At 70.0% G+C, this 20,843-nt stretch carries 21 protein-coding genes and 1 other RNA gene; 13 read left to right on the top strand and 9 right to left on the bottom strand.

The window, feature by feature from the left end; all coding sequences use genetic code 11:
* Positions 1–6: 6 nt before the first annotated feature.
* The 4 genes from ABD285_RS12300 to rnpB all read left to right on the top strand — a co-directional run bounded on the left by ABD285_RS12300 (position 7) and on the right by rnpB (position 2,423).
* Entirely contained in the window at positions 7–822 is an 816-nt protein-coding gene (locus ABD285_RS12300; RefSeq protein ID WP_284255300.1) for a Nif3-like dinuclear metal center hexameric protein, read from the top strand.
* Between the two features lie 10 nt (positions 823–832).
* Complete coding sequence (locus ABD285_RS12295) at positions 833–1,573, top strand: zinc ribbon domain-containing protein (RefSeq protein ID WP_284255301.1); 741 nt, start codon at positions 833–835, stop codon at positions 1,571–1,573.
* On the top strand, positions 1,570–2,013 hold the full coding sequence (locus ABD285_RS12290) for a reverse transcriptase-like protein (protein WP_284255302.1): 444 nt from the start codon (positions 1,570–1,572) through the stop codon (positions 2,011–2,013). The genes ABD285_RS12295 and ABD285_RS12290 overlap by 4 nt, the downstream gene beginning before the upstream one ends.
* A gap of 20 nt (positions 2,014–2,033) precedes the next feature.
* An RNA gene (rnpB, locus tag ABD285_RS12285) (RNase P RNA component class A) lies at positions 2,034–2,423 on the top strand.
* 6 nt (positions 2,424–2,429) lie between these two features.
* Here the strand turns inward: rnpB and ABD285_RS12280 are convergent.
* From ABD285_RS12280 to ppgK, 9 genes are all read right to left on the bottom strand, one after another.
* Positions 2,430–2,855 (bottom strand): VOC family protein, encoded by a 426-nt coding sequence (locus ABD285_RS12280; RefSeq protein ID WP_284255303.1) that lies wholly within the window; start codon positions 2,853–2,855, stop codon positions 2,430–2,432.
* Positions 2,856–2,964: 109 nt separating this feature from the next.
* The gene (gene cspE, locus ABD285_RS12275) at positions 2,965–3,168 is read right to left on the bottom strand and encodes a transcription antiterminator/RNA stability regulator CspE (protein ID WP_284255304.1); all 204 of its coding nucleotides are present in this window, start codon (positions 3,166–3,168) and stop codon (positions 2,965–2,967) included.
* Between the two features lie 113 nt (positions 3,169–3,281).
* Positions 3,282–3,971 (bottom strand): response regulator, encoded by a 690-nt coding sequence (locus tag ABD285_RS12270; RefSeq protein WP_284255305.1) that lies wholly within the window; start codon positions 3,969–3,971, stop codon positions 3,282–3,284.
* Positions 3,968–6,460 (bottom strand): ATP-binding protein, encoded by a 2,493-nt coding sequence (locus ABD285_RS12265; RefSeq protein ID WP_284255306.1) that lies wholly within the window; start codon positions 6,458–6,460, stop codon positions 3,968–3,970. The genes ABD285_RS12270 and ABD285_RS12265 overlap by 4 nt, the downstream gene beginning before the upstream one ends.
* 15 nt (positions 6,461–6,475) lie before the next feature.
* Positions 6,476–7,069 (bottom strand): potassium-transporting ATPase subunit KdpC, encoded by a 594-nt coding sequence (kdpC, locus tag ABD285_RS12260; RefSeq protein ID WP_284255307.1) that lies wholly within the window; start codon positions 7,067–7,069, stop codon positions 6,476–6,478.
* 26 nt (positions 7,070–7,095) lie between these two features.
* Positions 7,096–9,213 carry a potassium-transporting ATPase subunit KdpB gene (gene kdpB, locus ABD285_RS12255; protein ID WP_344202798.1) on the bottom strand — a complete coding sequence of 706 codons (2,118 nt, stop codon included), beginning with the start codon at positions 9,211–9,213 and terminating at the stop codon, positions 7,096–7,098.
* 3 nt (positions 9,214–9,216) lie between these two features.
* A complete protein-coding gene (gene kdpA, locus ABD285_RS12250) occupies positions 9,217–10,905 on the bottom strand; it encodes a potassium-transporting ATPase subunit KdpA (protein WP_344202796.1) in 1,689 nt (562 codons plus the stop codon).
* Complete coding sequence (locus tag ABD285_RS12245; protein ID WP_284255308.1) at positions 10,905–10,994, bottom strand: potassium-transporting ATPase subunit F; 90 nt, start codon at positions 10,992–10,994, stop codon at positions 10,905–10,907. Before ABD285_RS12245 ends, kdpA begins: the two co-directional genes overlap by 1 nt.
* A gap of 167 nt (positions 10,995–11,161) precedes the next feature.
* On the bottom strand, positions 11,162–11,926 hold the full coding sequence (ppgK, locus tag ABD285_RS12240; RefSeq protein ID WP_284255309.1) for a polyphosphate--glucose phosphotransferase: 765 nt from the start codon (positions 11,924–11,926) through the stop codon (positions 11,162–11,164).
* A gap of 88 nt (positions 11,927–12,014) precedes the next feature.
* On the opposite strand from ppgK, the gene fgd reads away from it, so the two are divergent.
* The 9 genes from fgd (at position 12,015) to ABD285_RS12195 (ending at position 20,801) form a co-directional block, all read left to right on the top strand.
* A complete protein-coding gene (gene fgd / locus ABD285_RS12235) occupies positions 12,015–13,013 on the top strand; it encodes a glucose-6-phosphate dehydrogenase (coenzyme-F420) (RefSeq protein ID WP_284255310.1) in 999 nt (332 codons plus the stop codon).
* A complete protein-coding gene (locus tag ABD285_RS12230) occupies positions 13,010–13,720 on the top strand; it encodes a class II aldolase/adducin family protein (RefSeq protein WP_284255311.1) in 711 nt (236 codons plus the stop codon). The genes fgd and ABD285_RS12230 overlap by 4 nt, the downstream gene beginning before the upstream one ends.
* A 9-nt stretch (positions 13,721–13,729) precedes the next feature.
* A complete protein-coding gene (locus ABD285_RS12225; RefSeq protein WP_344202793.1) occupies positions 13,730–14,431 on the top strand; it encodes a GntR family transcriptional regulator in 702 nt (233 codons plus the stop codon).
* Between the two features lie 180 nt (positions 14,432–14,611).
* Complete coding sequence (locus ABD285_RS12220) at positions 14,612–15,559, top strand: alpha/beta hydrolase (RefSeq protein ID WP_344202791.1); 948 nt, start codon at positions 14,612–14,614, stop codon at positions 15,557–15,559.
* Positions 15,556–16,929 (top strand): dihydroorotase, encoded by a 1,374-nt coding sequence (locus ABD285_RS12215; protein ID WP_284255316.1) that lies wholly within the window; start codon positions 15,556–15,558, stop codon positions 16,927–16,929. The genes ABD285_RS12220 and ABD285_RS12215 overlap by 4 nt, the downstream gene beginning before the upstream one ends.
* 39 nt (positions 16,930–16,968) lie before the next feature.
* Complete coding sequence (locus ABD285_RS12210; protein WP_284255317.1) at positions 16,969–17,943, top strand: LLM class flavin-dependent oxidoreductase; 975 nt, start codon at positions 16,969–16,971, stop codon at positions 17,941–17,943.
* A 28-nt stretch (positions 17,944–17,971) separates the two neighbouring features.
* A complete protein-coding gene (locus tag ABD285_RS12205; RefSeq protein WP_284255318.1) occupies positions 17,972–18,835 on the top strand; it encodes an ABC transporter permease in 864 nt (287 codons plus the stop codon).
* 24 nt (positions 18,836–18,859) lie between these two features.
* A complete protein-coding gene (locus ABD285_RS12200; protein ID WP_284255319.1) occupies positions 18,860–19,705 on the top strand; it encodes an ABC transporter ATP-binding protein in 846 nt (281 codons plus the stop codon).
* A gap of 46 nt (positions 19,706–19,751) precedes the next feature.
* On the top strand, positions 19,752–20,801 hold the full coding sequence (locus tag ABD285_RS12195) for an ABC transporter substrate-binding protein (protein ID WP_284255321.1): 1,050 nt from the start codon (positions 19,752–19,754) through the stop codon (positions 20,799–20,801).
* Positions 20,802–20,843: the final 42 nt, after the last annotated feature.

The raw sequence follows: 20,843 nt of genomic DNA, 5'->3' as shown, positions 1-20,843 counted from the left end.
GAGGGGATGCCGCCCACGCTCGCCGACGTCCAGCTGGTCGTCGAGCGCCTGTGGCCGCGATCGGGCGCCGAGTCGTGGGATGCCGTGGGCCTCGTCGCGGGCGACCCGGCCGCCGAGGTCTCCCGGGTGCGCCTCGCGGTCGACGCCGTGCTCGACACGGTCGACGAGGCCGTCGCCGAGGGCGCCCAGCTGCTGCTGACGCACCACCCGCTGCTGCTGCGCGGGGTGACGAGCGTCGCCGAGGACCGCTCCAAGGGGGCCGTCGTCGCGCGGTTGATCCGCGGCGGATGCGCCCTGCTCGCGGCGCACACGAACGCCGACGTCGTGGCACGCGGCACGTCGGCCGTCTTCGCCGAGCGGCTCGGCCTCGGCGCTCTGCGACCGATCGAGCCGGCGCCCGACGGCACCACGGGGCTCGGTCGCGTCGGCGAACTCGCCCGGCCCACGACGCTCGGGCGGCTCGCGCGTGCGATCGCCGACGTGCTGCCGGCGACGGCGCAGGGCATCCGGGTGGCGGGGGAGTACGAGCGCGAGGTGCGCACGGTTGCGCTGTGCGCCGGTGCGGGCGACTCGCTGCTGCAGCATCCGGCCGTGCTCGCCGCCGACGTCTACGTGACGAGCGACCTGCGGCATCATCCGGCCTCCGAGGCGGCCGAGGCCGCTCGGCTCGGCCGGGGACCGGCGCTGGTCGACGTCTCGCATTGGGCCAGCGAGTGGCTCTGGCTCGAGGTCGCCGCCGAGCAGCTGCGTGCAGAACTGCCCGGCGTCGCGATCGACGTCAGCGAGCTGCGCACCGACCCGTGGGAGTTCGCGATCGTATGAGAGGGATCGAATGCCGCTGAAGGCCGCACCCGAGCACCAGGCGCTGCTCCTGGAGCTCCAGGCGCTCGACACGAGGCTGGGCCAGCTGACGCACCGGGCCGCGACCCTGCCCGAGGCGGCGGCCGTCGACGAACTCACGATGCGCCGCGACGACCTGCACGCGGTCGTGCGCGACCACACGGGCGCCTGGGAGGACGCGAAGGCGGAGCTGACCCGCACCGAGTCGGATGTCGCCGTCGTCGAGGCGCGCATCGCCCGCGACCAGGAGCGGTTGCAGGCGACCTCGTCGCAGAAGGACATCCAGGCGCTCGAGCAGGAGCTCGCGGCCCTCGCCAAGCGCCGCAGCGACCTCGAGGACATCGAGCTCGAGGTCATGCAGACCGTCGAGGACCGCTCGGCAGAGCTGGAGGCATCCCGTGCGGCGCTCGCGGCCCTGGATGTCTCGGTCGCCGAGGCGCAGGCCGCACGCGATGCCGCGACCGACGCGATCGCGGCCGAGCGGCGGCAGACCGAGGATGACCGCGGGGTCGTCGCCGCGCGGGTGCCCGCCGAGCTGCTCGCGCTCTACGAGAAGCAGCGCGCCCGATACGGGGTCGGCGCCTCGCACCTGGAGCGGGGCATGTCGTCGGCGACCGGAGTCCTGCTGGGCGGCTCCGACCTGAGCAAGGTGCGGGCCGCGGCCCCCGACGACGTGATCGTCGAGGAGGAGTCCGGCGCGATCCTGGTGCGGACCGCGGAGTCGGGCCTGTGACGCCCGTGGCCGATGGCGGAGCCCGCCGCCTCATCGTCGAGGCCGACGGCGGATCACGCGGCAACCCGGGCCAGGCCGGCTCCGGAACGCTCGTCATCGATCCGGAGTCGGGCGAGATCCTGGCCGAGATCGGGTTGTACGTGGGCATCGCGAGCAACAACGTCGCGGAGTACAAGGGCATGATCGCGGGGGTCACGAAGGCGCTGCAGATCGACCCGCACGCCGAGCTGCACGTCCGGATGGACTCCAAGCTCGTCGTCGAGCAGATGTCGGGTCGCTGGAGGATCAAGCACCCGGGCATGGCCGAGCTCGCCCGCGAGGCGCACGGCATCCTGGCCGGCACCCAGGTCAGCTTCGAGTGGATCCCGCGGCTCGAGAACTCGCGTGCCGACCGGCTCGCGAACGAAGCGATGGACAAGCGGATGTCGTTCGAGCGCTAGGCGCTAGGCTCGACGCCGAACGGGCCGGCCAGACGGTCGCGTCATCCCGCGAGGGATGCCGAGGAACGTCCGGGCTCCACAGAGCAGGGCGGTGGGTAACACCCACCCGGAGTGATCCGCGAGAAAGTGCAACAGAGAGCAGACCGCCTGCCGACTGGCGTCTTCGGACACCGGTCGGCCGGTAAGGGTGAAACGGTGGTGTAAGAGACCACCAGGAGCCCTGGTGACAGGGCTCGCTGGGTAAACCTCGTCCGGAGCAAGGTCAGACAGGCACCGATGAAGCTGCTCGCCGAGGTGTCGGGTGGACCGCTGGAGGGCTGCGGCAACGCATCCCCGAGAGAGATGGCCGTCCCGGACGGAGCCGCGAGGCCCCGCCCGGACAGAACCCGGCGTATCGGCCGGCCCGTTCCTCGCCGCTAGGCCGAGGCGCCCGAGATGTTGACCATCCAGTCGACGCCGAAGGCGTCGGTGAACATGCCGAACGAGTCGCCCCACGGCGCCTTCTCGAGCGGCTGGTTGACCGTGCCGCCCGCCGAGAGCTTGTCCCAGAGCTCGGTGAGCAGTGCCTCGTCGTCACCGCTGAGGGAGACGGAGAAGCCGCCGAGGCTCCGACCGCTGTCCATGTGGGCCGGGGTGTCCGACACCATGAGGGTGAAGCCGTGATCGCCGTCGACCTGGCCGTGCATGACGAGGTCCTTCTCATCGGCCTGCACCTGGTCGCCCATGCCGCCCTGCTCGAAGGACATGATGTTGACCGTGCCGCCGAGGGCGGCGTGGTAGAACTCCAGCGCCTGCCGTGCCTGGCCGTGGAGGTTGATGTAGGGGTTGAGGATCGCGCTCATGCCGACACCGTAGCCGGGGATGTGAACGGCGTCCACATCTGAGGGTGAACGCCCGGGTAAACAACGACGCGCCGCCCCTGACGGGACGACGCGTCGTGTGGTTCGGGTCTCAGACCGCGTTGATGTTCGAGGCCTGCGGGCCCTTCTGGCCCTGCGTGACCTCGAACTCGACCCGCTGTCCCTCATCGAGGCTGCGGTAGCCCGACGTCTGGATGGCGGAGTAGTGCGCGAACAGATCCTGCGATCCGTCGTCGGGGGTGATGAAGCCGAATCCCTTTTCGGCATTGAACCATTTGACGGTTCCAGTGGGCATTCGTACTGCTTTCTATTGCTGTCCCGACGGTTCCGGAACTGTTGAGCCAGAAGAGTAGCGCACCCTACGTGGCCAAAACGGGTCTCAGCGGGAATGTTCACCGAACCGAAACATCACCCGGCCGCGGGCGCCTCGGGCGCGAAGCGGTATCCCATCCCCGCTTCGGTGAGCAGATACCTGGGTGAACCGGGCTCCGGTTCGAGCTTCTTGCGCAGCTGGGAGAGGTACAGGCGCAGATATCCGGTGTCGGTGGTGTACTGCGGTCCCCACACTTCGGTGAGCAGTGTCTCGCGTGTCACGAGGCGCCCCGGATGCCGCAGCAGCACCTCGAGAAGCCGCCATTCGGTCGGGGTGAGGCGCACGGTCGAGCCCGCACGGGTCACCGCCCGCGCAGCGAGGTCGACGACCACGTCTCCGAATGCGACGACGGGAGCCTCCGGAGCGGTGGGCGCGCGCCGGCCGAGCGCGCGGATCCGGGCCAGCAGCTCATCGGCCGCGAACGGCTTGGTCACGTAGTCGTCGGCACCCGCGTCGAGGGCCTCGACCTTGTCCCACGAGTCGCTCCTGCCGGAGACCACGAGGATCGGCACCTGGGTCCATCCGCGCAGCGCCTCGATGACCTGCACCCCGGTCAGGCCGGGCATTCCCAGGTCGAGCACGACGATGTCCGGATGCGTACGAGTCGCGGCGTCGAGCGCGGTGCGGCCGTCGGCGGCAACGGTGACCTCGTAGCCGCGCGCGGTGAGCGTGATGCGCAGCGCCCGCAGGATCTGCGGGTCGTCGTCCGCGATCAGGATCCTCACGCGGCCGCCCCGAGCTCGACCACCATCGTCAGGCCGCCGCCGGGCGTGTCCTCCGCCTCGAGGGTGCCGCCCATCGCCTCCACGAACCCCTTCGACAGGGCGAGGCCGAGCCCGATGCCGGCGGTGTTGTCGGTGTCGCCGACGCGCTGAAAGGGTACGAAGACATCCTCGCGCCGATGCTCCGGGATCCCGGGACCCGCGTCGATGACCCGCAGCTGCACGCGGTCGCCGAGCTCGCTCGTCGCGATGACCGGCGCGGTTGCGGCGGGGGCGTAGCGCAGCGCGTTGGTGAGCAGGTTGACGACCGCGCGCTGCAGCAGCACGGGGTCGGCCCGCACGGGGGCGACGCGGGAGAGCTCCAGCGCCACGTCGCCGGGCGCGAGTCCCAGCTCGTCGAGCGCGCCGCCGACGACGTCGTCGAGCGCTACCGCTTGCGTCGTGACTCCGAGCACGCCGGCCTGGAGGCGGCTGACGTCGAGCAGATCGGTGACCAGAGCGCCGAGCGAGCGCAGGCTCTCGTCAGCGGTCGCCAGCAGCTCGCCCTTGTCGTGCCGGCTGAGCCGCACGTCCGAGGACCGCAGCGATGTGACCGCGGCCGTGGCCGCCGCGAGCGGGCGGCGCAGATCGTGACCGACCGCGGCGAGCAGTGCGCTCCGGAGGCGGTCGGCCTCGGCGATCGGGCGCGCCTCCTCGGCCGCGGCCGTCAGCCGACGCTGCACCAGAGCGGCCTCCAGTTGCGAGGCGAACGCTCCGAGGACGCGGCGATCGGACGAATCGAGCACACGGCCGCGGAGCACGAGCTCGGCGTGCTCGCCGAGCGGCAGAGCCGACTCCTGGTCGGCGTCCCGCGCGATCGACGGGTCGGCCGCGGCCGCGACGATCTCCTGCTCCTCCCCGGGGGCGCCCTGGCGCAGCTGAACGCTCGCGAGCGCGAATGCCTCTCGCAGCCGCCCCACGAGCGCGTGCAGCGCGTCACCGCCCCGGATGACGCTCCCGGCCACGGCGACGAGCACCTCCGCCTCGGCCGAGGCCCGTGCGGCCACCGTCGCCCGGCGCGCCGCCTGATCGACCACGATGCTGACGAGACCCGCCACTGCGACGAAGATCACGAGAGCGAGCGCATGCAGCGGGTCCTGGATCCGGATCACGTACAGCGGCGGCAGGAAGAAGAAGTCGAGGAAGAACCCGGCGATCACCGCCGCCAACAGCGCCGGCCAGATCCCGCCCACCACCGCCACCACGACCACGAGCAACTGGAACGACAGCACGTCGATCGGCAGCGTCTCGCGTGATCGCGCGAGCGAGAGCAGCAGGGTGAGGAGCGGCATGCCGAGCACGGCGACGGCGACGCCCGCGATCCGCCGTCGCACCGAGAGCGCGCCGGTGAGCTTCGGGAGCCCGAGCCCGCCGGCCTGGGAGTGCGACACGATGTGCACGTCGATGTCGCCCGCGAGCCGGATGACGCCCTGCGAGGTGCCGGCGCCGCCGAGCAACGCGCGCAGCCGCCCGCGCCGGCTGACGCCGATGACGAGCTGGGTCGCGTTGACGCTCCGGGCGAACTCGACCAGCGCCTGCGGCACCTGCTCCGCGACCAGCTGGCGGAACGTGCCGCCGAGCGTCTCGACCAGGCTCCGCTGGGCGGCAAGGATGCCGGCCCCGGGGCGGGTGAGCCCGTCGGGGCTGGTCACGTGCACCGCGTACAGCTGGCCGCCGCCCGAACGCTGCGCGATGCGCGCCCCGCGACGCAGGAGCGTGTCGCCCTCCGGGCCGCCCGTGAGGGCCACGACGATCCGCTCACGGGCCTCCCACGGCGCCGAGATGCCGTGCTCCTCGCGGTAGGCACGCAGGGCGCTGTCGACCTCGTCCGCGAGCCACAGGAGCGCCAGTTCGCGCAGGGCGGTGAGGTTGCCGAGCCGGAAGTAGTTGCTGAGGGCCGCGTCGACGCGCGCCGCGGGATAGACGACTCCCTGGGCCAGCCGGTCGCGGAGCGCCTGCGGAGCGACGTCGACGAGCTCGACCTGGTCGGCGTCGCGCAGCACTGCATCCGGTATCGTCTCGCGCTGCGGCACCCCGGTGATCTGCTGCACCACGTCGTTGAGCGACTCGATGTGCTGGATGTTGACCGTCGAGATGACGTCGATGCCCGCGTCGAGCAGGGTCGCGACGTCCTCCCAGCGCTTGGCGTGCCGTGATCCGGGGGCGTTGGTGTGGGCGAGCTCGTCGACGAGGGCCAGGTCCGGATGCCGGGCGAGCACGGCGTCGAGGTCCATCTCGTCGAGCACGACTCCGCGGTGCTCGACCGTGCGGCGCGGGATCACTTCGAGCCCGTCGATCAGGGCGGATGTGGCGGCCCGCCCATGGGTCTCGACGACCGCGACGACCACGTCCCGTCCCTCGTGGCGCAGGCGGGCGCCGTCCTCGAGCATCGTGTAGGTCTTGCCGACGCCGGGGGCGGCGCCGAGCATGACCCGCAGCCGGCCCTGCCTCATGAACGCAGTCTGCCGCTAGTGGAGCTGGGAGAGTGCGAGGTTGAGCTCCACGACGTTCACGACCGGCTCGCCGAGGTCGCCGAGCTCGCGGCCCGCGACGTGCTTCTCGACGAGTGCGCGCACGGTCGGCGTGTCGAGCTGGCGCGCGGCGGCGACCCGGCCGACCTGCAGGAGCGCGTACGCCTCGCTGATGTCGGGGTCGAGCCCCGAGGCGGATGCGGTGACCGCATCGGCCGGGATCCGCGCTGTGGAGACACCGTCGAGCTTCGCGATACCGGCCTGACGCGCCCGGATCGCCGCGATCAGCTCCTTGTTCTCGGGGCCGTAGTTGGAGCCCGAGGAAGCGCTCGCGTCGTATCCGGTGCCGGCGGCGGATGGGCGCGACTGGAACCACTGCGGCAGCGGTCGGCCCTCCTTGTCGGTGTACGACTGCCCGATGAGCGAGGAGCCGACGACGGCGCCGGAGGAGTCGCGCAGCAGCGATCCGTTCGACTGGCTCGGCATGGCCAGCCCCACGACCCAGATGACGGCCGGGTACAGGATGCCCAGGACGATCGTCAGCACGATCATGGCGCGGAGGGCGGTCCACGCCTGGCGCGTGAGCTTCATGATGCTCCTTTCGGACGCCAAACGGCTCAGAAGCCGGGGATGAGGGTGACGACGAGGTCGATGAGCTTGATGCCGATGAACGGGGCGACGAGGCCGCCGAGACCGTAGATCGCCAGGTTGCGGCCGAGGATCGATGCGGCCGGGCGCGGCCGGTATCCCACCCCCCGGAGCGCAAGCGGGATCAGGAAGACGATCACGAGGGCGTTGAAGACGATCGCGCTCAGCACGGCGGACGCCGGCGAGTGCAGGTGCATGACGTTCAGCACGGCGAGGCCCGGGAACACGACGGCGAACATCGCCGGGATGATCGCGAAGTACTTGGCCACGTCGTTGGCGATCGAGAAGGTGGTGAGCGAGCCGCGGGTGATGAGCAGCTGCTTGCCGATCCGCACAATGTTGATCAGCTTCGTCGGGTCGGAGTCGAGGTCGACCATGTTGCCCGCCTCCTTCGCGGCCGAGGTGCCGGTGTTCATGGCCACCCCGACGTCCGACTGCGCGAGCGCCGGCGCGTCGTTCGTGCCGTCGCCGGTCATCGCGACGAGGTTGCCGCCGGCCTGCTCCTTCTTGATCAGCTCGAGCTTGTCCTCCGGGGTCGCCTCGGCGAGGTAGTCGTCGACGCCGGCCTCGGCGGCGATCGCCCGGGCGGTCAGGGGGTTGTCGCCCGTGATCATGACCGTGCGGATGCCCATGGCGCGCAGCTCGGAGAAGCGCTCGCGCAGCCCCGTCTTCACGACGTCCTTGAGATGGACCGCCCCGAGCACGCGGCCCGCGCCTGCGGCGTCCTTGGTGGCTACGACCAGCGGCGTGCCACCGGACTGCGCGATCTTGTCGACGATGTCCTGCAGACCGGGTGCCGATTCGCCGCCGATCCACGCGGCGATGCTCGACCCGGCACCCTTGCGCACCTCCGAGCCGTCCGCGAGGTCGAGGCCCGACATCCGGGTCTGGGCGGTGAACGGGACGATCGTGGCGCCCTCGGGAACCGGCACGTGACCGCCGGCCAGGTCGACGATGGAGCTGCCCTCCGGCGTCGGGTCGGCGAGCGACGACATCAGGGCTGCTTCGGTGAGCACGGCCTGCGAGATGCCGGGCAGTACCACGAACTCGGTCGCTCGCCGGTTGCCGTAGGTGATCGTGCCGGTCTTGTCGAGCAGCAGGGTGGTCACGTCGCCGGCCGCCTCCACCGCGCGACCCGACATGGCGAGCACGTTGTGCTGGACGAGCCGGTCCATGCCGGCGATGCCGATGGCGCTCAGCAGGGCGCCGATCGTGGTCGGGATGAGGCAGACGAGCAGGGCGATGAGCACCACGATGGTGGTCGCGCCGTGCAGGTAATCGGCCATCGGATTCAGCACGAGCACGACGATGAGGAACACGATCGTGAGGCTCGCGAGCAAGATGTTGAGCGCGATCTCGTTGGGCGTCTTCTGCCGCGCGGCGCCTTCGACGAGCCTGATCATGCGGTCGACGAAGGTCTCGCCGGGCTTGGACGTGATCCGCACCACGATGCGGTCGGAAAGCACCCGGGTGCCGCCGGTGACCGCGCTTCGGTCGCCGCCGTGCTCGCGCACGACCGGAGCGGACTCGCCGGTGATCGCCGACTCGTCGACGCTCGCGATGCCGGCGACGATGTCGCCGTCACCGGGGATCACCTCGCCGGCGGTGACGATCACGACGTCGCCGAGCCGGAGGTCCGACGAGGCGACGTCCGTCGTCTCGTCGGCCATGGCATCCGGATCGGCCCCGTCGTAGCGCGGGACGCGGTGGGCGAGCGTCGAGGTGCGCGTCGCGCGCAGCGACCGGGCCTGGGCCTTGCCGCGCCCCTCCGCTATCGACTCGGCCAGGTTGGCGAACAGGACCGTGATCCACAGCCAGACGGCGATCGCGGCGCTGAAGGTCGGCGGCAGGGGCCGGGCACTCGACACCGGCGCGTGCAGGAACGGCTCGGCGATCGCATAGGCGGTGCTGAGCAGGGCGCCGACCTCGACGACGAACATCACCGGATTGCGCCACATGAGCCGCGGGTCGAGCTTGCGGAACGCGCCGGGCAGCGCCTGCACGAACTGACCCCACGAGAGCGCGCTTCCGCGGCCCTTCGGAGACGGCGACGACGCGGCGGCGGAGGTCTCGGTGACGACGGTCATGGCTTACTTCAGTCCTTCTGCGAGGGGCCCGAGCGCGAGCACGGGGAAGTAGGTGAGGGCGGTGACGAGCAGCGTGGTACCGATGAGCATCCCGATGAAGAGCGGCCGGTGCGTGGGCAGGGTGCCCGCGGTGACCGGCACCCTGTCCTGCTGGGCGAGCGAGCCGGCGAGGGCCAGCACGAAGACGATCGGCACGAACCGCCCGAGGAACATGACCACGCCGAGCGCCGAGTTCAGCCACGAGGTGTTCGCCGTGATGCCCGCGAACGCGGAACCGTTGTTGTTCGCGGCCGAGGTGAACGCGTAGAGCACCTCGCTGAACCCGTGCGTGCCGGGGTTCCCGATCGAGGTCGTCACGAGGTCCGTCTTGACGGCCGGGATCGCGAAGCTCAGCCCCGTTCCCAGCAGCACCAGAGTCGGTGTCGTCAGGATGTAGAGGCTCGCGAGCTTCATCTGGCGCGGCCCGATCTTCTTGCCCAGGTACTCGGGGGTGCGCCCGACCATGAGGCCGGCGACGAACACCGCGATGATGGCGAGCACCAGGATGCCGTAGAGCCCCGCGCCCACGCCGCCCGGCGCGACCTCCCCGAGCATCATGTCCGACAGCGTCACGGCACCCCCGAGAGCGGTGTAGCTGTCGTGCATCGAGTTCACGGCGCCGGTCGAGGTCAGCGTCGTCGACGAGGTGAAGATCGTCGAGGCCGCGATCCCGAACCGGTCCTCCTTGCCCTCCATCGCGCCGCCTGCGAGCTGCGGAGCCGTGCCGGAGGCGCTGATCTCCGCCCAGAACAGCAGCACGTTCGAGACGAGCCAGAAGACCCCCATCGTGGCCAGGATCGCCCAGCCCTGCCGCTGATCGCCGACCATCCGGCCGAAGGCGCGGGGCAGGGAGAACGGGATCAGCAGCAGCAGGAAGATCTCGAACAGGTTCGTCGCGGCGCTCGGGTTCTCGAACGGGTGGGCCGAGTTCGCGTTGTAGAACCCGCCGCCGTTGGTGCCGAGCTCCTTGATCGCCTCCTGCGAGGCGACCGGACCGCCCGGGATCGTGGCGGTGGCGCCGGTGACGGTCGTGATGTGCTGGAAGCCACCGAGATTCTGGATCACGCCGCCGGCCATGAGCACGATCGCTGCGACGATCGAGAGCGGCAGCAGGATCCGGAGCGTGCCGCGCGTGAGGTCGACCCAGAAGTTGCCGATCGTGCTCGTGCGTCGGTACGAGAACCCGCGCACGAGCGCTACGGCGACGGCGATGCCGACGGCGGCGGAGAGGAAGTTCTGCACCGCGAGGGCGACGAGCTGCACGGTGTAGCCGAGCGTCGTGTCGGGGGAGTACGACTGCCAGTTCGTGTTCGTCACGAACGAGACCGCCGTGTTGAACGACAGCGCCTCGCCGGGACGGCCGAGGCCGAGCGACCACGGCAGCCAGGTCTGCAGGCGTTGGAACACGTAGACGAGCAGGATGCCGACGAGCGAGAACACCAGCACCGAGCGCAGATAGACGCTCCAGCTCTGCTCGGCGTCGCCGTCGGCGCCGATGATCCGGTAGAAGCCGCGCTCGGCGCGCCAGTGCTTCGTCGTGGTGAAGACGCGCGCGATGTGATCGCCGAGCGGCACCTGTACGAGCCCGAGCACGACGGCGAGCGTCAGCAGTTGGGCGGCGAACAGCGTCCACTCGGTCCCGGTGGGCACCATCAGAACTTCTCCGGTCGCACGAGCGCGGCCACGACGTACCCGATCGCGGCGACCGCCAGCACGGCGGCGACGACGGTCAAGGCGATCACAGCCTCTCGATCCCCGTGGCCACCAGGGTCACGAGAGCGGTCAGCGCGAGGATCGCCAGGACGTAGATGATATCGAGCACGCCACGAGTGAACGCCCGCGCACCGGCGGCCAGATCGATCCTGACGGGATCCTCACGGCCCGGCGACGGGTCCTGACGGTTTCCTGATCAGTGCCGTGCGTCGCTCAGATCGCCGGCCAGCGCGGCCGCGCCGAGGATGCCGGCGTTGTTCAGGTGCACGGCCGGAACGATCTCGGGACGCAGCTTGAGCAGCGGCAGGAACTCGTGCGCGTTCTTCGAGACGCCGCCGCCCACGATCAGCAGGTCCGGCCAGAGCAGCGCGTCGAGCACGTCGTAGTAGCGCTGCAGGCGCTTGGCCCAGTGCTTCCAGTCGAGGTCGTCGCGCTCCATCGCCGAGTACGCCGCCCGCTTCTCGGCGTCGTGCCCGTCCACCTCGAGGTGGCCGAGCTCGCTGTTGGGCACGAGCTGGCCGTTCCACAGGACGGCGCTGCCGATCCCCGTGCCGAGGGTGGTGAGGATCACGAGACCGTCGCGGCCCTTCGCGGCGCCGTAGCGCACCTCGGCGACCCCCGCCGCGTCCGCGTCGTTGACGAACAGGATGTCGCGGTGCAGCGACGCCTCGAACCGCTTCTCGGCGGCGAGGCCGATCCACTTCTTGGAGACGTTGGCGGCCGACATGGTCACTCCGTGCAGCACGACGGCGGGGAAGCAGACGCCGATCGGGGTTTCCTTCGCGACCTCGCCGAACCCGTCGACCATCTCCGCAACGGCGGCGACGATGTCGTCGGGCTCACCGCCCTTCGGCGTGGGCACCTTCACGCGGTCGGTCACGAGCTCGCCGGCGTCGAGGTCGACCACCGCCCCCTTGATGCCCGTTCCGCCGATGTCGATGCCGATCGCCCTGGTCGTCATGGCTCCATCCTGGCAGCGCCCTCACCGCGGGGCGACCGAGCTATGTATATTGTAGCCAAAAGACGATTTAGGTCACCCAGGAGGCGGCGTGCTCAAGCTCGGATACAAGGCATCGGCAGAACAGTTCGGGCCCTCCGAGCTGTTGCGGTACGGCGTGCTGGCGGAGCAGAACGGGTTCAATTCGGTCTTCACCAGCGACCATCTCCAGCCCTGGCGGCACGACGGCGGGCACGCGCCCGCGGCGCTGCCCTGGCTGGGCGCGCTCGGCGCATCGACCGAGCGGATCATCCTGGGCACCAGTGTGCTCACCCCGACCTATCGGTACCACCCGGGCGTCATCGCTCAGGCGTTCGCCACCCTCGGATGCCTGTACCCGGGCCGCGTGGTCCTCGGCGTCGGCTCCGGAGAGGCGATGAACGAGAAGCCGCTCGGCATCGAGTGGCCGGAGCAGAAGGAGCGCTTCGCACGACTCAAGGAGTCGGTGGAGCTCATCCAGACCCTGTGGACGCAGGAGCGTGTGGACTATCAGGGCACCTACTACAGCGTGGAGCGCGCGACGATCTACGACCGGCCCGAGACGCCGGTTCCGATCTACATCGCCGGTGCCGGCCCCGCGGCCACCCGCCTCGCCGGTCGCGTGGCGCAGGGCTGGATCACGACGAGCGGCAAGGGGCGGGAGTTGTATGTCGACACGCTCATCCCGGCGCTGGAGGACGGCATCGGAAAGGCCGGCCGCGCAGACGCCGACGTCGACCGCCTGCTCGAGGTCAAGGTGTCGTTCGACCACGACCGGCAGAAGGCGCTCGAGGCGACGCAGTTCTGGGGCGCCCTGGCGCTGAAGCCGGAGGAGAAGACCGGCGTCGAGGACCCGGTGGAGATGCAGCGCCTCGCCGACGCGCTGCCGGTCGAACGGACCGCGAGCCGCTTCATCGTCTCGACCGATGTCGAGGAGCACGTCGCCCGCATCCGGGAGTACGTCGACATGGGCTTCACCCACCTCGTGTTCCACGCTCCCGGTCCCGATCAGGAGCGATTCCTCAAGCTCTACGGCGACGAGGTGCTTCCGGCCCTGCGGCAGCTCGGATGAGCACCCCGGCGGTCGAGCAGCAGCTGCGCCGTGACCTCGTCACGTGCACGCGTCTGCTGGTCTACACCGGCGTCCTCGACTACAGCGGCCATGTGAGCGCGCGGATCCCCGGCACCGACGAGGTGCTCATCCAGCCGCGCGACGCGAGCCGGGCCGCCATCACGCCGGACGACCTGCTCGTCATCGACCTGGAGGGCGAGCTCGTGCGCGGGGAGGGCATCCCCGTCGCCGAGGCCGCCATCCACACCGGCGTGTACCGTGCCCGCCCGGATGTCTCGGTGATCTGCCACGGGCATCCATCGCTCTCGACCACCTTCACGATGACCGACCGCGCCATGCTGCCGATGCGGCACTTCGCCTACAAGTTCCCCGACGGGCTGGCCGTCCACCCCGACACCCGGCACATCCGGACGAGGCAGCAGGGCGACGCCGTCGCGGCGACGCTCGGCGATGCGGGCGCGTGCATGCTCCGCTCGCACGGCACCGTGGTGGTCGGCGATCGGTTCGACGTGCTCTTCATGGACTGCGTCGACCTCGAGGAGAACGCGCGTACCCAGCTCGCGGCGACCCAGCTGGGCGGGGAGCAGCGGCCGCTGACGCCCGATGAGATCGACGAGATCGCCGAGAGCTACGGCGGACTGGGGCACCGCCCCGGCAAGATGTGGGAGCACTACGTCCACCGCGCTACCGTGGCGGGCTACCTGTAGGAGGCGACGATGGCGACGACGGCACAGCGCGGAACGGTCCACCTCGAGGAGGTGGCCGCTCGGCTCACCAACGGCTACAAGACCATCGGCGAGATGGTCTACGAGGTGATCCGGGAGTCGATCGTGTCCGGCGCCTTCGCGCCGGGAGAGCGACTGCGACAGGAGGCGATCGCGACCGCGATCGGCGTCTCCCGCATCCCGGTGCGTTCGGCGCTCATGCAGCTGGAGTCGGAGGGTCTCGTCGACTTCCATCCGCGCCGCGGGGCGGTCGTGCGATCCCTCTCGATCGCGCAGCTGCACGAGATCTTCGAGCTGCGGGAGCTGCTCGAGCCGTTCGCGATCGGCAAGTCGATCGCGACGATGACGCCCGAGCGTGCGGCGCGGCTGCGATCGCTCGCGAAGCAGCTGGACAAAGGGCACGAGGGCTCGGAGTTCCTCGAGATCCGGATCGCCTTCTACCGCGAGCTCTACGACCACGAGAACAATCCGCAATTGGTCAAGATGATCGAGGAGCTGCGCTCCGCGGTCGGGCGCTACCTGCTCGGGTGGCGCGTCGCGGTCGGTGCGGGGCGCAATCACTCCGACCTCGCGGAGACCGTCCTCGCCGGCGACGTGAAGGGCGCGAGCACCCTCGTCCGGCAGCACCTCGATCAGGTGCGGGACGGCCTCGAGGAGATCATGGCGAAGGACGTCGTCACCCAGGAGGCCTGACCGGGGCAGTTCTCCGGCCCGCTCGTCGCGGGCCGTTCCGGCGCGCCCGGACGGGAGGGCGTGCATGTTTCCGACGCGTAAAAGTCGCGGCCCGGTGCTTGATCTGGGGCGCCGAAGTTCGCTACGTTTCTGCACATTGGATACAGTAGCCAGCAACACGCCGGCCGATGGAGACGACGAGTGCGAACCGAGAACGTGACCTTCTACAGCGAGGGTGACCGCATCAGCGCCATCTGGCGCACCCCCGACACGGTCGACGGGCCGGTGCGTGCGATCGTCCAGGGGCCCGGATGGCTGGGCCTGAAGGACGCCAAGCTCTACGTCCGCTACCACGAGGCACTCACCGCCGCGGGGTTCGGCGTGCTCGTCTTCGACTACCGGGGGTTCGGCGACTCGGAGGGCGACCAGGGCATCCTGTCGCCCGCCGACCAGCTCACCGATCTGCGCAACTCGGTCACCTACCTGACGACCCGCGACGACGTGATCGCGGATGCCATCGGCTGCTTCGGCACCGGGGGCACCGGCGGCGGCAACGCGGTCCTGCTGGCGGGCGTCGACCCGCGGATCCGCGCCGTCGTCAGCCAGGTGCCCGTCGCCGACGGCCGCGACTGGCTGCACCGCATGCGCCAGGAGCACGAGTGGATCGCCTACCTGAGCGCTCTCGAGGAGGACGCGAAGCTGCGCGTCACCACCGGGCGCGGGCGCACGGTGCACCCGCGCGAGGAGATCATGATCCCGACGCCGGAGCGCAAGACGACGACCATCAAGGCGGACGTCGACGAGCGGATCCCGACCGCCATCTCCCTCGCATCCGCCGAGCAGATCCTCGAATACCGCCCGATCGACGCGGCCGATGGCCTCCTGACCCCGCTCATGGTGATCGGCGTCGAGGCCGACGCGACCACGCCCACCGACCACGCCGAGGCGCTCTACGAGGTCGCGGCGGGCCCGAAGGCGCTCATCATGCAGCGCAAGACCTCGCACTACGCCGCCTACGACCGCTACTGGACCGAGGTCACGCCCCGGATCGTGCAGTGGTTCGACCGCTACGTGCGCCCCGCCGACGTCCGGGTGGAGTCCTCCGCCGGATCGGCATCCATCGAGAACCTGGAGGTTGCTGCCCGATGACCATCTCGCTCCGCATCGCGGGAGGCCGCGTCACCACCCCGTCCGGCACGATCGACGCCGACGTGCTCGTCGACGGCGAGCGCATCGCCGGCCTCGTCTCGCGCGAGTTCGAGGTCGACGCCGCCGAGATCGTCGACGCGACGGGCAAGAACGTGCTGCCCGGCATGATCGACGTCCATGTGCACACCCGCGAGCCGGGGTACGAGCACAAGGAGGACATCACCACCACGACCGAGCAGGCCGCGGTCGGCGGTGTCACCACGATCTTCGGCATGCCGAATCTGCAGCCGCCGACGACCACCGCGCAGACCCTCGACGAGGTGCTCGCGATGTACGCCGAGAAGTCGATCGTCGACTACAACCACAACCCGGCCGCGACGCAGCCGGACGAGATCGTGCCGATGGCCGAGCGCGGCATCCGGGCGTACAAGGTCTACATGGTCGTCGACACGGGACGCACCTATCCCCACCCCGCCGGGACGGGCATGCACGATCACGGCGACCTGCTCCGGATGATGGATCAGATCAAGGCGACCGGCAAACGGTTCATCATCCACCCGCACGACCAGGCGCTCATGGACTACATCGAGAAGCAGTACCTGGACCGCGGGGAGAACACGCCGCAGGGATATGCGCAGGCGTACGCCGAGCGCAGCGGCGTGATCTGGGACACCGCGATCGACGTCGTCATCCGTCTCGCCGAGGCGAGCGGCTGCCCCGTGCACATCGCGCACATGCAGACCAAGCGCTCCATCGAGGCCGTGCGCCGCGCCAAGGCCAACGGCATCGACGTGACGTGCGAGGTCAACCACTGGGCGCCCTTCCTCTCGACCTGGAACGACGTCGAGACGCTCGGCCCCTACGCGCTCAGCTACTGGGTGCCCGACGAGGGCCGCGAGGCCGTCTGGCAGGGGATGCGCGACGGCACCATCGACATGTGCTCCTCCGATCACGCGCCGCACACGCGCGAGGAGAAGGAGATCGGCTGGACGCAGATGTGGAGCTCCCACACAGGCACGCCCGGCATCCAGTATTACTACCCGCTGCTGCTCGACGCGGTCACGAAGGGCCAGCTCACGATCGAGCGGGTCGCCCAGCTCGTGGCCCAGGCGCCGGCCGACAAGTTCGGCCTCGCGGCGAGCAAGGGCGCCCTCGAGGTCGGCCGGGACGCCGACATCGTGATCGCCGACCTGAACGCCCCGTGGACCATCCGCAACGACGGCGTGCTGTCGCGGGTCGGATGGACGCCCTACGACGGTCGCACGATCAACGCCGCGATCACCGCCAGCTACGTGCGCGGTCGAGCGGTGAGCATCGGCGGCACCGTCGTCGGCACGCCCGGCCAGGGCCGCATGGCGCTCGCCCGTTAGACCTCATCCGCCTTCCCCACCTCACGACCAAAGGACACCATGAAATTCGGACTCCTGCTCCCGCACTTCGGCGAGCACGCCTCCAAGGACAACCTGCTGCGCGGGTCGCAGCGGGCCGAGGAGCTCGGCTTCGACTCGGTCTGGGTGCGCGATCACCTGGTCTTCGAGCCGCACGGGGAGATGGAGGCCCCCAACCGCGAGTTCTACGACGCCCTGACGACGCTCACCGCGATCGGCGCGGTCACCGAGAAGATCGAGCTCGGCACGGGGTCGCTCATCCCGTTCCGTCATCCGCTCCTCACGGCGCTCATGGCCGGCACGATGACCCAGCTCGTCGGCAACCGCCTCATCCTCGGGTTCGGAGCGGGCACCTTCGACCACGAGTTCGAGGCCATCGAGTGGGGCGGCCGCGACCGCGTGGAGCTCGTGCGCTCGAACGCGGAGATCCTGAAGCGCGTGTTCACCGAGAACAACGTCAGCTACAGCGACGACCAGTTCACGTTCAACGACATCTCCATCGAGCCGAAGCCGGTCGGCGGGCGCATCCCGTTCTGGTACTGCGGCGCGACGCCGCGTTCGGCGCGCCTCGCCGTCGAGTTCTGCGACGGCTGGATGCCGGGGCGCATCTCGCTCGCGACGATGGCCAAGCGCATCGACACGATCAAGGAGCTGTCGGCCGAACAGGGCAAGACGATGCCGACGATCGCGGTCATCCCGCCGACCTCCATCGAGGCGACGCGCGAGGAGGCGCTCAGGGATGTGAACATCCCGGGCCTGCTCGCGTGGGCGAACAAGGCCAAGTTCACGGTGAAGCCGCCGTCGGGATCGTTCGAGACCGTCGAGGACCTCGAGGGGCAGCTCATCGCGGGCAGCCCCGAGGAGGCCGTCCAGGAGGTCAAGAAGTTCGAGGCGCTCGGAGTCGAGCATCTCGTCTTCGACTTCCGCTTCAAGTTCGACCGCTGGTTCGAGCAGATCGAACTGCTCGGCACCGAGGTCCTGCCCCACCTCCGCTAGCCACGTCACGCACACGAGGAAGACCACCATGGCACTGACGAACGACGCGCCCGGCCGGGCGCCGCGACCCGACCTGTCGCCCGTGCAGGATCCGGAGGCGCCCGCCGAGCCGAGCGCTCTCCGCACGTTCCTGCGCCGCCGCTGGACGCTGCCGATCCTCTCGGTGGTGGTCTTCCTCATCGTGTGGCAGATCGTGGGCATGAATCTCAACCCGATCCTGCTCGCGACGCCCGGTTCGGTCGCCGTCGCCCTTGGCGAGCTCGTCGTCAACGGTCAGCTGGGGTTCGCGTTCCTGCGCGCCATGGGAGCACTCGGCGCCGGCTTCGGGATCGCCGCGGTGGTCGGGATCGGCGTCGGGCTGCTCATGGGCCGCTCCATCGTCGCCTACCGTGTCATCAACCCGTACGTCTCGTTCTTCCAGGCGACGCCGCTGATCGCCCTGACCCCGCTCGTCGTCATCTGGGCGGGGATCGGCTTCCCCGCCGAGGTCGTGATCACGTTCCTGCTCGCGGTGTGGACGGTGATCATCAACACCTCGGAGGGCACCCGCAACACGCCGCCGATCCTGCTCGACATGGCGAGCGTCTACCACGCCAAGGAGAGCTCGGTCGTGCGCAACGTCGCCCTGCCGCACGCGGTGCCGTACATCTTCGCCGGCCTGCGCATCGCGCTCGGCAAGGCCCTCATCGGCGTGATCATCGGCGAGATGAGCATCAGCCTCCAGGGCCTCGGCGGTCTCATCGTCGACTTCGGCGACTCGTTCCAGACCGCCAAGCTGCTGGCCGCGATCATCACGTCGTCGATCGTCGGCGTCGTCGGCACCATCATCATCGAGATCCTCCGCCGCTACATCGCTCCGTGGTCGCAGACCGTCGACCGCGGCAAGCTCTGAGCCCCCACCCGATCAGGAGCACGCATGTCCATCGCGACCGCAACCCCCGCGATCCAGGTGACGGGCGTCACCAAGACCTTCTCCCGCCCGGTGGAGCGCTCGGCGCGCTCGCGCCGGCGCGGCGCCCAGAGCGCCACCGAGGCGATCACGACCGGCGGCGACGTCTTCACCGCGCTGCAGGACATCGACCTGAGCGTCGGCAAGGGCGAGTTCGTCTCGCTCGTGGGCGCCTCGGGCTGCGGCAAGACCACCCTGCTGCGGATGATGTCCGGGCTCATCGCGCGCGACAGCGGTGAGATCCGGATCGACGGCCGCCTCGTGAACGGGGTGCCGTCCAAGGTCGGGTTCGTCTTCCAGGAGCCGGCGCTGCTGCCCTGGCGATCCGTGCACGACAACCTGGCGTTCGCGCTGGAGTACAAGCAGCTCCCGCCGGACGAGCGCGAGGCCGTCATCGAGGACAAGCTGAAGCTGACCAACCTCCTCGAGTTCCGCAACTCCTATCCGCACCAGCTCTCCGGGGGCATGCAGCAGCGGGCGGGGCTCGCCCGAGCGCTCGCCACGGACCCCGAGGTGCTGTTCATGGACGAGCCGCTCTCGGCGCTCGACGCGTTCACCCGCCGCCGACTGCAGCAGGAGATCGCCTCGATCATCGAGGCGAGCGGGGCGACCTGTGTGCTCGTCACCCACGACGTCGACGAGGCGGTCTTCTTCTCGGATCGCATCGTCGTCATGGGCGCCCGACCCGGTCGGGTCACGGAACTCATCGACGTGCCGTTCCCGCGTCCGCGTACCCAGGTCGAACTCCTCGGCAATCCCGAGGCAGCGCAGATCCGGGACCGCGTGCTCGAGCTCGTGCTCGGACTCGGCTGAGGGCGCTCGCACGTACAACCCGGTACCAAGACAGGAAGGCAACGAAATGCTCGGAATACGATCCCGTGCGCACGGCGTCACGCGGCTGCTCCTCGCGGGCACGGCCATCGCCGCGGCGACGGGCCTCATGCTGGCCGGCTGCGCGTCGACGTCGACGCCCGCCGCGACCAAGCACGCCACGTCCGCGACGGGTGAGCCCGACCTCACCGGCAAGACGATCAACATCGCGCTCGGCGCCGCCCCGGCGACGAGCGACACCAAGATCGCGCTGATGGTGTCGATCCTGCAGCAGTGGGGCGCCGACGCGAAGATCGTCAACCAGGTCGGCGACCCTGCCGCCGTGCGCGTCGTGCTCTCCGGCGACGCGCAGGTCGGGGCGATCGCCGGCCCGAGCGCGATCAACTCGGGCCTGATCGCCATCGGCCCCTCGCAGCCGCGTCTCGACTACCACTTCATCGGTGCCCCGTCGCTGAAGAAGGTCACGCAGCTGCCCGGCAAGATCTACGGCACGTCGAACCAGCACGGCGTCGAGGCGCTCGCGTTCGCGGCTCTGCTGAAGGCCAAGCACATCGACGCGTCGAAGGTGACGCAGACGATCGCCGGCGGCGCCTCGGTGCGGGTCAGCGCCATGATCGCGGGCCACATCCAGGCGACCTTCGTGCACGCACAGGACGTGAAGACGCTCACGGATCAGGGCTTCAACGATCTCGCGACGATGTCGAAGGTCGCCCCGGATGTGGCCGACTCCTTCATCGCCACGACGCCGGCCTGGTACAAGGCGAACCCCGACCTGGCCCAGGCGATCGATCAGGCGTGGATCGAGGCGGCCCGGATCTTCAACGACGACAAGGCGAAGTGGATCAGCGCGGCGCTCGCCTACGCGGGCGGGTCGAAGGCCGACGCCGAGGACCTCTACACGGCGCTGAAGTCGTCCGACACCTTCCCCGTCTCCTCGAGCGCCTACTCCGAGGCCAGCGCCCAGGAGCAGGAGCAGCAGGCCGCCGACGTCGGCGCCATCTCGAACTCGCCGGACATCGCGACGTGGTTCGACCAGGGCGCCTGGGACGCGGCCGTCAAGGCCGAGAAGATCAAGTAGGAACCAAGCAGCACGAGGGGGCCCGGTCGGGTGGCGACCGGG

Source organism: Pseudolysinimonas kribbensis, assembly GCF_039531715.1.
Taxonomy (GTDB): Bacteria; Actinomycetota; Actinomycetes; order Actinomycetales; family Microbacteriaceae; genus Pseudolysinimonas; species Pseudolysinimonas kribbensis.
This window is presented reverse-complemented; position numbering and strand designations above follow the sequence as displayed.